The organism is Agrobacterium sp. LEGMi-208b, assembly GCF_059511785.1.
Genome location: NZ_CM183445.1, coordinates 2,714,689 through 2,728,326 on the forward strand (window position 1 = coordinate 2,714,689; position 13,638 = coordinate 2,728,326).

A 13,638-nucleotide genomic window follows, 5' to 3' on the forward strand; every position below is an offset into this window, starting at 1 on the left:
GGGAACACGTCATGGTTAATCCAAGCTTGCCAAAGACATGGTGTGTCACAAAATATTTATATTTTTCAAAATGTTGGCAGCCTTCATTGATGAGTGCTGCCAACTTTGCGACTAGCGCTTGAGATGCCGGGTCAGGCGGGCTTCCAGCCAGGCCCAGACATGCCGCAGCGTTTCGACGATCGTCAGGTAGAAGATCGCAGCCCAGAGATAGGCCTGATAATCGAAGGTGCGGGAGAAGGCGTAACGGGTCTGGCCCATCAGATCGAAGACCGTGACGATGGAGACCACCGCCGAACCCTTGATCATCAGGATAATCTCGTTGCCATAGGGACGCAGCGCCACGATGAGCGCCTGCGGCAGGATGATCTTGCGGAAGGTGATGAATTTCGAAATACCGAGCGAGGCGGCGCCCTCATGCTGGCCGCGCGGCACGCTGCGGATTGCGCCGCGCAGGATTTCCGCCTGATAGGCGGCGGTGTTGAGGGTGAGCGACAGGAGGCCGCAATACCAGGCCTCGCGGAAGAACCACCACAGGCCAACGGTTTCCAGCCCTTGGCGGAAGCTGCCGAGGCCGTAATAGATCAGGAAAAGCTGCGCTAAAAGCGGCGTGCTGCGGAAGACATAGACATAGGCATAGGCCAGCGCGCCGAGGACGCGATTTTCCGACATGCGGGCAAAGGCGATCGGCACGGAAAGAATGGCGCCGAGAATGATCGAACTGCCGACGAGGGTGATGGTGGTGATGAGACCATCGATATAGCGCGGCCCGTAACGCTGGAATTTGTCCCAGTCCCAGCCCTCGATCATGGCGAAGATCAGCGCGGCGGCGAGCAGCGCCCAGAGCGTGATGACGGCGATGCCGACGATGCGCGAAATATTGAGCGGCTTGTCCGCGACGGCGGGGGCGGGGCGGGGTGGGATGAGTTCCTGAATATGGCTCATCGGCTCACCTCCGACTTGCGCGACCAGCGATCGATGAAGCCGATCCCGATCGACGAAAGCAGCGCCAGGATGAGGTAGAGCAGGCAGGCGATGCTGTAGAAGAAGAAGGCTTCCTTGCTGACACGGGCGGCGATGCCGGTCTGGCGGATGATATCGGCAAGGCCGATGATCGAGACGTAGGACGTGTCTTTCAGCAGGATGACCCAGAGATTGGTCATGCCGGGCAGGGCGATCCTGACCAGCTGCGGAATGATGATGAGCACCATGGTGCGGCCCCGCGAAAGCCCAAGGGCCGCGCCCGCCTCATATTGCCCCTTGGGTATGGCCTTGAAGGCGGAGAGCAGCACTTCAGACGCATAGGACGAAAACACCACTGACAGCGCCACCATGCCCGCCACGAAGGCGTTGATCTCGACGGGGCCGGTAATGCCGACATAACCGGCCACCGATTGCAGCAGCATCTGGATGCCGTAATAGACGATGAAGAGCGTCAGGAGTTCCGGCAGGCCACGGAAGATGGTGGTATAGATACCGGTCGCCAGCCGCAGCGATTTTTCTTCCGATTGCGCGGCAAGCGCGATGAGGAAGCCGATCAGCAGCCCGACGGGCAGGGTGGCGAGCGCCAGCGAGATGGTGACCTTGACGCCGAAGGCGATTTCATCGCCCCAGCCCGCATCGCCGCAGGCGACCAGGGTGCCGTTTCCGAAAAGCGAGAAGAGTCCGACCGGTCCGCAGAAGGGATCGAGAAGTGTCGAGACATAGGTCCAGAACGCACCTATGGCGGAAAATGCTCCGCTCATGCCAGTTTTCCCCCGCGGTCTTAAGCCGCCGTGATTGTTATGCTGACGTTTTCAAACAAAAATGGCGGAAGGGCAAGCCTTCCGCCACCAGATTTCAACAGATCGAACGGGCTTACTCGCCGTAAACGTCGAAATCGAAGTATTTTTTGTTGATCTCCTGATACTTGCCGCTGGCGCGGATGCCGGCGATGGCGGCCGTGAACTTGTCGGCCAGCGCCGTGTCACCCTTGCGGACGGCAACGCCCGCGCCATTGCCGTTGATCTCGACATCGACCTTGAGCGGCGTCAGGATCTTGCAGCAGGCGCCGGCATCGGTCTTCAGCCATTCCGAAAGCACGACGATATCGTCGATGACGGCGTCGATGCGGCCATTGGCGATATCGAGCTTATATTCGTCGGCGGTCGGATACATCTTCACGTCGGCATCCGGGAAGTGCTTTTCGGCATAGTTGGAGTGGGTGGTGGAACCCTGCGCGCCGAGCGACTTGCCCTTGAGATCGTCGAGGGACTTGATCGGCGAATCCTTCGGCACGGCAATCGCCGGCGGCGTGTTGTAATATTTCTTGGAGAAGTCGACCTTCTCGAGACGCTCGGGCGTGATCGACATGGACGCGATGATGGCGTCGAACTTCTTGGCCTGAAGGGCGGGAATGATGCCGTCCCAGTCATTGGTGACGAAGGTGCACTCGGCCTTCATTTGTTCGCATAGCGCCTTGGCGATGTCGATGTCGAAGCCGGTCAGCGTGCCGTCGGCTTCGAGATTGTTGAAGGGCGGATAGGCGCCTTCGGTGCCGATGACGATCTTGTCCTGCGCAAGGGCTGCGCCTGAAAACAGCGAGATGGCGGCAATCGATACGGCTGCGAGCAGACGGGTGGAAATAGGCATTTCGATCCTCTCTTTTGGTCGTTCATCCGCAGTCTGTTGTTGTTTTCAGTGCGGACGCCATGGGCGCAGGGCGCAGCGGATGATACCGCCTGTCGCCTTCAGCGCGGATGCGATTATTCATCCGGTTGGTCAAAAAATGCAACTGCAATATTAGTCACCGCGATTGTGCCGCAGAGCTTCCACGAAAACGCCTTGATCTGTTCATTTCCGGTACACAAGGCTTTGTCCATCATGGGAACCGAAGCGTGTGCGGGGCGTTGACCAGCGCCCGCACGCGCAGCCGGGCTCAAGATGTCGCAAGACTGGCGACCAATAATGGCAGATGAGGAAACACCGATGCTGAAGAAGAACACATTGCTGACGGGGGTGGTTTTCCCCCTCATGTCGCTGGCGATTGCGGTGGAGCCGGCCGCGGCCGGTTTTGCCGGCGCTGCGCGGACGCAGACGCCCGTGTCGCAGGCGCTTCCCGGCGATGCTGCGACCGGTCGGGTTATATTGGCGCAGGCGCAGCCGGAAGAACCGAACCCGGAAGAGGAACTGCGCAAGCGGCGCAAGCAGGCCGAAGAGGCGCAGCCGCAGGCCGAGCCGCAGAGACAGGAGCGTGCGCCGGAGCCGCCGCCTGAACCGGAGCCCAAGCGCGAAGCCGCACCCCCCGAACCGCGCCCTGAGCCGCAACGGGAACCCCAGCGTGAGCCGCAGCCCGAACCCCAGCGGGAACCGCAGCAGCAGCGTGAGGCTCGCCCGGAGCCCGCGCCGGCCGAGCAGCCGCAGGAGCGTCCCCGCAAACCCGAACGCGCTCAGGAGCCGCAGGGCGAGGGCGAACAGCGCCCGGCACGCCAGCGGGAGGCCGCGCCCGAAGCCGCGCCTGCCGAAGAGCAGCCGAAGGAACGTCCGCGCAAGCCGGAACGGGCCGAGCAGCCCGCAGGTGAGGGCGAGCAGCGTCCGCGCAAGGAGCGCGCCAAGGAACCTGCCGCTGAACAGGAGCCCGCAGCACGGCCTGAAAATGCCGGTGAGCCGGCCAAGCCCCGCGAACCGGCACCCGGCAAGAAGCCACAGGTAGAGGAAAAGGCCCCGGAACAGAAAGCCGAGCCGGCCGAAAAAGCCGTTCCGGAGAAAAAGCCGGCCGCCCCCGAGCCCGCCGCGAAGGAAGCACCGGTTCCGACCGAAGCGCCAACGCCCGCGCGTCCGCCGGCACCTGAAGCCCAGCCCAACCCTGCACCGGGCCGCCAGCCTTCGGAACAGCCGCCGGTAGAGGGTCAGGGCAGAACCGAGCCCGCAGCGCCGCTGCCAGGTGCGCCGACACCGCCGCCGAGCGGTACGACGACCGGACAGGCGCCGGCCGGCGAGCCCGTTCCCAATCAGGTCGCCGTTCCCCAGACGGAAGCACCGCCGATGAGCAAGGAGGAACTGGACAAGGCCAAGGCAATCGCCAAGGACCCGTCCAAGACCGCCGATACCGTCATTCTGCCGGTCGACAAGGGCGCCGCCGTTCTCGACAGCGACAAGGAAGTGGAACGCTCCGGCAACCGCCAGACCCGTGAGGAACGTCGCCGCGAGCGCGAGCAGGCCGGTGACGTCAAGGTCCCGACCTCCGATGCCGAGGCGCAGCGTGCCGGCGCCGCCGAAGGCAAGGCCCCGCCGCCGCCCGTCAAGATGGAGGCCATCACCTCCCAGCAGGGCGAGCGTGTCGACCGTCGCCCGCAATATGAGCGGCCGGAAGGCGTGCGCGAGTGGCAGCCGCGCGAAGGTCGTCCGCGTGACCGTGACCGCGATGCGCCGATCATCCTGCAGTTCGGCGACCGCGTCGTGGTACGCGGCGACGACAATCAGCGCTTCATCCGCGATGGCGGCGAGCCCTATTACGAGCGTCTGCCCGGCGGCCGTGTCCGCGAAACCGTGGAGCGCCGTGACGGCACGCAGGTGGTGACCATCCGCAACCGTTATGGCGACGTGATCCAGCGCTCGCGCATCGACGATCGGGGCCGCGAATATGTGCTGTTCTATGCGCCGGAACTGATGGATGATCCTGATCGCGATTACGTCTATCGCGATCCGGGCCTCGACCTGCCGCCGATGCGTCTGCGCATTCCCGTGACGGACTACATCATCGACACGTCGAGCGATCCGGACCGCGATTATTATCGCTTCCTGGAGCAGCCGCCGGTCGAGCCGGTGGAGCGCGTCTACTCGCTGGATGAAGTGCGTTATTCGGCCCGTATCCGTGACAAGGTGCGCCGTATCGACCTCGATACGATCACCTTTGCGACCGGCAGCGCCGAAATTCCGATGGCGCAGGCCCGTTCGCTGCGCAAGGTGGCCGACGCGATCAACAAGGCGCTGCAAAAGAACCCGGCGGAAACCTTCCTGATCGAAGGCCATACCGATGCCGTCGGTTCGGATGAAAGCAACCTCGTTCTTTCCGACGAGCGTGCCGCCTCCGTCGCCAACGTGCTGACCGATGTTTATGGCATCCCGCCGGAAAATCTCGCGACGCAGGGTTATGGTGAGCGTTACCTGAAGGTCCAGACGCTCGGCCCGGAACAACAGAACCGCCGCGTCACCATCCGCCGCGTGACGCCGCTGGTGAAGCCGGTCGCGCAGAACTGATCGGGTTCGGCAGGAAAAACGAAGGCCCGGAAGCGCAAGCTTTCCGGGCCTTTTTTGTTGATTACGATGTCCCCAGCGCCGAAGCGTTTGACGAAGTTGGATCATCCGCAATCCGTCACCCCGGACCAGATCCGGGGTCCAGCGTGATCAAGTCCTTGATCACGAAAGACTCTTTCACGGCGCAGACGCGCCGTGGCTGGATGCCGGATCTAGTCCGGCATGACGGAGGAGAGGTTTTCGAACCCTGCCATCGCCCGCAAATTTGAGAATGATCCCAATCCCGGCGGTTAGTTCAGCGCGACCGCGATCTCAGCCGCAAGCTGCGCATTGTTACGCACCAGCGCGATATTGGTCTCAAGGCTCCTTCCATCCGTCAGGCGGAAGATATCGCCGAGCAGATAGGGCGTGACCGCCTTGCCGGTGACTTCGTCGCGCTCGGCGTGGGAGATTGCACGGTTGATGTAGATTTCCATCTCCTCGCGCGGAATTTCGTCCTCTTCCGGCACGGGATTGGCCACCAGCATGCCGCCATCGATGCCCAGCTGTTCGCGGGTCGCCTGGAAATTGGCGATTGCCGCCGGGCTGTTCAGCGAGAGCGGGCTCGGCAGGCCGGAGGAGCGCGACCAGAAAGCCGGGAATTCTTCCGAGCCGAAAGTGACGACCGGTACGCCATTGGTTTCGAGAACTTCAAGCGTCTTCGGAAGATCGAGGATCGCCTTGGCGCCGGCGCAGACGACGATGACGCCGGTTTTCGCAAGCTCGGTCAAATCGGCGGAGATGTCGAAGGTCTCTTCAGCGCCCTTGTGCACGCCGCCGATGCCGCCGGTGGCGAAAACGCGGATGCCGGCGCGGGCGGCGGCGATCATGGTGGCGGCCACCGTGGTGGCGCCGGTGCGGCGCTCGGCGATCGCAAAGGCGATATCGGCGCGCGAGACCTTCATGGCGTCGGTGGTCTGGGCCAGCGCGTCGAGCTGGTCTTTCTCAAGGCCGATATGCAGCGTGCCGTGAATGACGGCGATGGTTGCCGGAACCGCACCCTGATCGCGGATGATCTGTTCGACGCTTTCCGCCATCTCGATATTGCCGGGATAGGGCATGCCGTGGGTGATGATGGTCGATTCAAGCGCGACGATCGGCGCACCGCGCTGCTTGGCGGCGGCGACTTCCTCAGAATAGACGATGGGCAGGAGCGGGGAGATGGGGCGGGTCATTTCATCTGTTCCAGTTTTTAAAAGCGGGTTCATGCCAGCATTTCCGCCTGGGGAACAAGCCCCAACATGGCGTCGACACTGTCTTTTGATAGGTCCTGGGAGGTGGCGAAGGGGGACTGCACGGTAATGGCCGCTGCCGCCGCGCCCTGCCTCAACGCTTCCCCAATCGTCTTTCCCTCGGCGATGGCGGCGAGATAACCCGACGCCATGGCGTCGCCCGCCCCCGTCACATCCTTTACCTCGCGGATGAGGGGCGGATGGAGGATGGCTTTTTCCGTGCCGTTGAAGGCCACGACTTCGCTTGCGCCGCGGGTGACGACGCCGCCGGCAAGCCCGGCCTTGCGCAGGATGTCGGGCCAGTCGCGCACATTGACCGCCGTTTCGCCGGTCAGCGCGCGGGCTTCCGCCTCGTTCATGAAGAGGATGTCGATATCGCCGAGCGCCGCTTTCAGCCTCACCGCTTTGGCGGGCGAAATGGCGATGGCCGCGAGCGGCTTTTCGCAGGCGCGGGCGACGAGGCCGAGCGCCGTCAGCGTATCATCGGGCAGATTGGCGTCGCAGAGCAGGATATCGCTCGCCGTGATCGCCTCGCGCACCGCCCGCACCTTCAGGCGGCGCGGCGTGAAGAGCTTGTAGAGGTCCATATCGGCCAGCGCGATGACCAGATTGCCGTCACGCTCCAGAATGGCGGTGTAGCTTGGCGTGCGGCGGTCGAGGAAGGTGAAGGGCGTATCTTCAACGCCTGCCTGCCTTGCGGCCTCCGCAACCGCCTCACCGGTCACGTCGCCGCCGCGCGGGGCGATGATGCGGACCTGAAAACCGAGGCGGGAGAGATTGCGCGCGGCGTTGAAACCGCCGCCGCCTGCCTCTTCCATCCAGGAGCCGGGGTTGCTCGCGCCGGGCGCCGTCTCGGTCTCGATCATGCCGCGCCTGTCGATATGCGCACCGCCCAGAACGAGTATTTTCTTCACGCGTGTATTTCCCTCTCTGGCGGATGGAAAGACCGGACGATTCGGCCTAAACTGATGTCTTCCTGACCTCGCATCCGGTTTGCGGCTATGGGCCCGGCACGGAAAAACGAAAGCAGAACAAACGACTTATCGCTATTTGTTTTCAATGTGCTGGCTCAGCCTTGCGAAATGAGAACAAATAGAGTACATACCGTTTCCATACTGCTTCATTGCCTGTGCGGCTTCAATAACCTAAAGGTGGTTCGGATGGCACAAAATTCTTTGCGTCTCGTAGAGGATAAATCGGTGGATAAAAGCAAGGCACTGGAAGCGGCGCTCTCCCAGATCGAACGGTCGTTCGGCAAGGGATCGATCATGAAGCTCGGTTCCAATGAAAATGTGGTGGAAGTGGAAACCGTTTCGACGGGTTCGCTCAGCCTGGATATCGCGCTCGGAATCGGCGGTCTGCCGAAGGGGCGTATCATTGAGATTTACGGTCCGGAAAGCTCCGGTAAAACGACGCTGGCGCTGCAGACGATTGCGGAAGCCCAGAAGAAGGGCGGCATCTGCGCCTTCGTCGACGCCGAACATGCGCTCGATCCGGTCTATGCCCGCAAGCTCGGTGTGGATCTGCAGGGCCTTTTGATCTCGCAGCCGGATACGGGCGAGCAGGCGCTTGAGATCACCGATACGCTGGTGCGTTCCGGCGCGGTGGACGTGCTCGTGGTCGACTCCGTTGCGGCACTGACGCCGCGGGCGGAAATCGAAGGCGAAATGGGCGACAGCCTGCCGGGTCTTCAGGCGCGTCTGATGAGCCAGGCGCTGCGCAAGCTGACCGCATCGATCTCCAAGTCGAAGTGCATGGTGATCTTCATCAACCAGATCCGCATGAAGATCGGCGTCATGTTCGGTTCGCCGGAAACGACGACGGGTGGTAACGCTCTCAAGTTCTACGCCTCCGTGCGCCTCGACATCCGCCGTATCGGCGCCGTCAAGGAGCGCGAAGAGGTTGTCGGCAACCAGACGCGCGTCAAGGTCGTCAAGAACAAGATGGCGCCGCCCTTCAAGCAGGTGGAATTCGACATCATGTATGGCGAAGGCGTTTCCAAGACCGGCGAGCTGGTCGATCTCGGCGTGAAGGCCGGTATCGTCGAGAAGTCCGGCGCGTGGTTCTCCTATAACAGCCAGCGTCTGGGGCAGGGGCGTGAAAACGCCAAGACCTTCCTGCGCGACAATCCGGATACGGCCAATGAGATCGAACTGGCGCTGCGCCAGAATGCCGGTCTGATTGCCGACCGCTTCCTGCAGAATGGCGGCCCGGACGCCGGCGAAGGCGACGACGGCAGCGACGAGGGCTGATACCTTCCGCGAAGGTCCGGGCATCGCCGCCCGGAGACTTTGCCGAGCCGATATGGATCAAAAGGGTCGTGCGATTTTTCTTCGCGCGACCCTTTTTCCTTGCCTATATGTCTTGCTTCGCCTCCATGGCTGGACAGGGCCGGGTGCGGACGATAAAAGCCAGTGATTTTGCAATATAGCCATCCTTCGGGGTGGCGGTGATGGACTCCAGCTGTGAGCGGTGTGTGGGCATGAGCGGTGTGAATGAAATTCGGTCGACCTTTCTCGACTACTTCAAGAAGAACGGACACGAGATCGTGCCCTCCAGCCCGCTGGTGCCGCGCAACGATCCGACACTGATGTTCACCAATGCAGGTATGGTGCAGTTCAAGAACGTCTTTACCGGTCTTGAAAGCCGTCCCTATTCCACGGCCGCTTCGGCGCAGAAATGCGTGCGCGCTGGCGGCAAGCATAACGACCTCGACAATGTCGGTTATACCGCCCGTCACCACACCTTCTTCGAAATGCTCGGCAATTTCTCCTTCGGCGATTATTTCAAGGAAGAGGCGATCACCCATGCCTGGAACCTGATCACCAAAGAGTTCGGCATCGACCGCAACCGTCTACTGGTTACGGTCTATCACACCGATGACGAGGCCTTTAACCTCTGGAAGAAGATTGCCGGTTTCTCCGACGACCGCATCATCCGCATTCCGACCAGCGACAATTTCTGGGCGATGGGCGATACCGGTCCCTGCGGTCCCTGTTCGGAGATATTCTACGATCATGGCGATCACATCTGGGGTGGACCGCCCGGTTCGCCGGAAGAGGATGGCGATCGTTTCATCGAAATCTGGAACCTCGTCTTCATGCAATATGAGCAGTTGACGAAGGAAGAGCGCATCGACCTGCCGCGTCCGTCGATCGATACCGGCATGGGTCTGGAGCGCATTTCCGCGCTGCTGCAGGGCAAACATGACAATTACGATACGGACCTGTTCCGCGCGCTGATTGCGGCTTCCGTGGAAGCGACCGGCGTTCCGGCCGAAGGCGAAAAGCGCGCCAGCCACCGGGTCATCGCCGACCATCTGCGCTCGTCCGCCTTCCTGATCGCCGATGGCGTCCTGCCGTCGAATGAAGGCCGTGGTTACGTTCTGCGCCGCATCATGCGCCGTGCCATGCGCCATGCCGAGCTTCTCGGCGCGCGCGAGCCGCTGATCTACAAGCTGCTGCCGGCACTGGTGCAGCAGATGGGCCGCGCCTATCCGGAACTCGTGCGCGCCGAGGCGCTGATTTCCGAGACGCTGAAGCTTGAGGAAACCCGTTTCCGCAAGACGCTGGAACGCGGCCTGTCGCTGCTGTCCGATGCCACCTCGACCCTGCACAAGGGCGACATGCTGGATGGCGAAACCGCTTTCAAGCTTTACGACACCTATGGCTTCCCGCTCGACCTGACGCAGGACGCGCTGCGTGCCCGCGAAATTGGCGTCGATATTTCCGGCTTCACCGATGCGATGGAGCGCCAGAAGGCCGAAGCCCGCTCGCACTGGGCCGGCTCCGGCGACAAGGCGACCGAGACGATCTGGTTCGAGCTCAAGGAAAAACTCGGCGCGACCGAGTTCCTCGGTTACGACACCGAAACCGCCGAGGGCGTCATCCAGGCGATCGTCAAGGACGGCAAGGCCGTCGAGAGCGCTGCCGATGGCGAGACCGTGCAGGTCGTCGTCAACCAGACGCCGTTTTATGGCGAGTCCGGTGGCCAGATGGGCGATACCGGCGTGATCTCCGGCGACAATGGCGCCTTTGCCGTTTCCGATACCCAGAAGAGGGGTGAAGGCCTGTTCGTGCATTTGGGCACGGTCTCCAAGGGTGGTCTCAAGGTTGGCGATGCCGTTCAGCTGACGGTCGATCATGACCGCCGCTCGCGCCTGCGTGCGAACCACTCCGCCACCCATCTTCTGCATGAGGCGCTGCGCGAAGTGCTCGGCACGCACGTCGCCCAGAAGGGTTCGCTGGTTGCGCCCGAGCGCCTGCGCTTCGACGTTTCGCATCCGAAGCCGATGTCGGCCGAGGAGCTGAAGGTCGTCGAAGAGATGGCCAACGAAATCGTGCTGCAGAACTCGCCGGTCGTGACCCGCCTGATGAGCGTCGACGATGCCATTGCCGAGGGCGCCATGGCGCTGTTCGGCGAAAAATACGGTGACGAAGTTCGTGTCGTCTCCATGGGCACCGGCCTGCATGGCGCAAAAGCCAACCGCCCTTATTCCGTCGAGCTTTGCGGCGGCACGCATGTGGCGGCCACCGGCCAGATCGGCCTCATCCGCATTCTCGGCGAAAGCGCCGTTGGTGCCGGCGTGCGCCGCCTTGAAGCCGTAACGGGGCAGGGCGCGCTTGCCTATCTCTCCGAACAGGATGAGCGGGTGAAGGCGCTTGCCTCGTCGCTGAAGGTTCAGCCGGGCGATGTGCTGTCGCGTGTCGAAGGGCTGCTCGATGAGCGCAAGAAGCTGGAGCGCGAACTTGCGGATGCGCGCCGGAAGCTTGCCATGGGCGGCGGTTCGGCGGATGCCGGCGCAAGCGACGTCAAGCAGGTGGCCGGCGTCAATTTCCTGGCGAAATCCATGTCCGGCATCGATGCAAAGGACCTCAAGGGTCTTGCCGATGAGGCCAAGGCCAATCTCGGCTCGGGCGTTGTGCTGCTGATCGCCGTTTCCGAAGACGGCAAGGCAAGTGCTGTCGCTGCCGTGACCGAAGATCTGACCGCCCGTTTCAGCGCCGTCGATATCGTCCGCACCGCTTCCGCAGCCCTTGGCGGCAAGGGCGGCGGCGGCCGTCCTGACATGGCGCAGGCCGGCGGCCCGGATGGCGCAAAGGCGCAGGACGCGATCGAAGCGGTGGCGGCGGCGCTGGCCGCCTGATCCCCCAAAACCACAGGGTTGGTCCGGTTTTCCGGGCCAACCGTTTCCGTTTTCACCAATGAGGTGAGGGCGGTCGGCTGCCGGCCTCATTTGCCGGGCACCCAACTGAGCAGGATTTGTCAAATCGGGTTATGGTTCTATTGGCCATCGGATTTGCAAAGAGGCTCGATATGAACGGTGACACGGCTTGGGCAATCTATGAAACGCGTCTGAGGCGGGTTTCAGCCTATATTCATGACCATCTTGACGAAGAACTGGATATGGGCCGGCTGGCGGAAATCGCCTGCATGTCAAGCTATCACTGGCACAGGATTTATCGGGCAATCCATGGCGAAACGGCGGCGATGACCGTCAAGAGGCTGCGGTTGCACCGCGCGGCGGGCGAGATCGTCCGCGGCGATCTTGCCATCGGCGACATTGCAAAACGATCGGGCTACCCGAACCTCCAGTCCTTCAACCGCATTTTCAAAACGGCCTACGGAATGCCGCCGGCGCGTTACCGGAAAGAGGGAAGCCACAGCCTGTTCAACGCAGTTCCTTTGGAAAAGGCGACCGATATGTTCGATATTGCTGTGAAAACCGTTTCTCCCATGACGCTGACCGGCGTGCCGCATCGCGGCTCCTACATGCTGATCAGCAAGGCGTTCGAAACCCTGTTCGGGACGCTGTATGCGCGTGGACTGGCCGGACCGGACATGCGCATGATCGGGGTTTATCTTGACGATCCTGATATCGTGCCTGCCGACGACCTTCGCTCCATCGCCTGCGTCACCGGTGTCGTGATGCCGATGGAGAGCGAGCCGTTGCAGCGGCAGCCCATCGCAGGCGGCGAATATGCCGTGCTGCGCCATAAAGGTCCCTATGCGGATATGCACCGGGCTTACCGATGGCTTTACGCTGAATGGCTTCCCGCCTCCGGACGACAGATCGGCGATGGCGCGATGTTCGAGGAGTATCTGAACAGCCCCAGGGACACGCCGCCTACCGAACTGCTGACGGATATTTACCTGCCGCTGGCATGAGGAAAGGATCCTGCAGGCCGGTCAGCTTTCCGCCACCTGCAAGTCCTTCGCCGCTTCTTCATCGAGCTGGGCGGCCCGCTTGTAGGCCGGGCGGTCGGTGAGATGCGCCATGTAGTCAAGAAAGGCCGGGCGTTTTTCGATGGTGCCGAAATGCAGGCCCCAGCCGACATGGGCGCCGACATAGACATCCGCCGCCGTGAAGAGATCGCCGGCGATGAAGCGGTTTTCGCTGACGGCCCGTTCAAGCGTGTTCATCACATCCGCATAGCTGCCGCAGCCGGCCATGCGCAACTTCTCCTTGGGCACTTCGAAACCCATGGCCTTCATGCTCGCCGCCATTTCCAGCGGACCCGCGGCAAAGAACATCCAGCGGTAATAGAGCCCGCGTGCCTTGGGCGTGGGCGCAAGGTTCGCGCCGGGAAAGGCATCGGCGAGATAGGCACAGATCGCCGCGGCCTCGGTGACGATGGTATCGCCATGTTTGATGGCGGGCACCTTTGCCATCGGGTTTATCAGCCGGTAGGCGGGCGATTTCATCGAGGTCTCGAAGCCCAGTATTTCCGTGCGGTATGGAACGCCCACTTCCTCAAGCATCCATCGCGCGATACGTCCGCGCGACATGGGGTTGGTGTAGAAGATCAATTCACTCATGCTTTGCCTCCCCAAGCAAAATCGGCGAAGCATCATGGGAAAACCGGTAGGGATTTCGCACTCGCGCTTCGCTTTTTAACAGTTCGCAGCATCATTCGCGTATTCCCTAAAGATCGCGCCGATGCTCCGATGAACGTTTGACTGTGCCGGGCAAGTTATGTGCAAGTAGATGCTGTTTCAGCTTTGTCTTATTGTTGTACTGGCCGTGGCACACGGAATCGAAGTCTGCGCCTAGTACAACGGCTAATCAAGATACTGTGAACAAAAAAGAAAACCCGGCGTTGCGGCCGGGTTCCATCCCATGATGGCGCATGAA

At 61.9% G+C, this 13,638-nt stretch carries 10 protein-coding genes; 4 read left to right on the forward strand and 6 right to left on the reverse strand.

Translation table 11 applies throughout. The features are described from left to right. Window positions 1-111: 111 nt before the first annotated feature. The 3 genes from AC5YUO_RS13280 to AC5YUO_RS13290 form a co-directional block, all read right to left on the reverse strand. Window positions 112-942, reverse strand: a complete 831-nt coding sequence (locus AC5YUO_RS13280) for an ABC transporter permease (protein ID WP_400816887.1) — start codon at window positions 940-942, stop codon at window positions 112-114. Then, complete coding sequence (locus tag AC5YUO_RS13285) at window positions 939-1,742, reverse strand: ABC transporter permease (RefSeq protein WP_400816885.1); 804 nt, start codon at window positions 1,740-1,742, stop codon at window positions 939-941. Before AC5YUO_RS13285 ends, AC5YUO_RS13280 begins: the two co-directional genes overlap by 4 nt. 112 nt (window positions 1,743-1,854) lie before the next feature. Beyond that, window positions 1,855-2,628, reverse strand: a complete 774-nt coding sequence (locus AC5YUO_RS13290) for an ABC transporter substrate-binding protein (RefSeq protein ID WP_309591659.1) — start codon at window positions 2,626-2,628, stop codon at window positions 1,855-1,857. A 336-nt stretch (window positions 2,629-2,964) separates the two neighbouring features. Here AC5YUO_RS13290 and AC5YUO_RS13295 point away from each other — a divergent pair, with 336 nt between their 5' ends. Beyond that, window positions 2,965-5,235, forward strand: a complete 2,271-nt coding sequence (locus AC5YUO_RS13295) for an OmpA family protein (RefSeq protein WP_496153621.1) — start codon at window positions 2,965-2,967, stop codon at window positions 5,233-5,235. Window positions 5,236-5,522: 287 nt separating this feature from the next. Here AC5YUO_RS13295 and AC5YUO_RS13300 read toward each other — a convergent pair whose 3' ends face one another. Further along, window positions 5,523-6,446, reverse strand: a complete 924-nt coding sequence (locus tag AC5YUO_RS13300) for a pseudouridine-5'-phosphate glycosidase (RefSeq protein WP_496153622.1) — start codon at window positions 6,444-6,446, stop codon at window positions 5,523-5,525. A 29-nt stretch (window positions 6,447-6,475) separates the two neighbouring features. After that, window positions 6,476-7,417 carry a carbohydrate kinase family protein gene (locus tag AC5YUO_RS13305; protein ID WP_496153623.1) on the reverse strand — a complete coding sequence of 314 codons (942 nt, stop codon included), beginning with the start codon at window positions 7,415-7,417 and terminating at the stop codon, window positions 6,476-6,478. A 246-nt stretch (window positions 7,418-7,663) separates the two neighbouring features. Here AC5YUO_RS13305 and recA point away from each other — a divergent pair, with 246 nt between their 5' ends. The 3 genes from recA (at window position 7,664) to AC5YUO_RS13320 (ending at window position 12,671) form a co-directional block, all read left to right on the forward strand. Continuing rightward, complete coding sequence (gene recA / locus AC5YUO_RS13310; protein WP_269340932.1) at window positions 7,664-8,755, forward strand: recombinase RecA; 1,092 nt, start codon at window positions 7,664-7,666, stop codon at window positions 8,753-8,755. A gap of 230 nt (window positions 8,756-8,985) precedes the next feature. After that, window positions 8,986-11,649 carry an alanine--tRNA ligase gene (gene alaS / locus AC5YUO_RS13315; RefSeq protein WP_496153624.1) on the forward strand — a complete coding sequence of 888 codons (2,664 nt, stop codon included), beginning with the start codon at window positions 8,986-8,988 and terminating at the stop codon, window positions 11,647-11,649. Between the two features lie 170 nt (window positions 11,650-11,819). After that, window positions 11,820-12,671 (forward strand): AraC family transcriptional regulator, encoded by an 852-nt coding sequence (locus AC5YUO_RS13320; protein ID WP_496153625.1) that lies wholly within the window; start codon window positions 11,820-11,822, stop codon window positions 12,669-12,671. Window positions 12,672-12,692: 21 nt separating this feature from the next. On the opposite strand, the gene AC5YUO_RS13325 is transcribed toward AC5YUO_RS13320, so the two are convergent. Beyond that, window positions 12,693-13,322, reverse strand: coding sequence for a glutathione S-transferase family protein (locus tag AC5YUO_RS13325; protein ID WP_496153626.1), 630 nt, complete (start codon window positions 13,320-13,322; stop codon window positions 12,693-12,695). Between the last annotated feature and the right edge of the window lie 316 nt (window positions 13,323-13,638).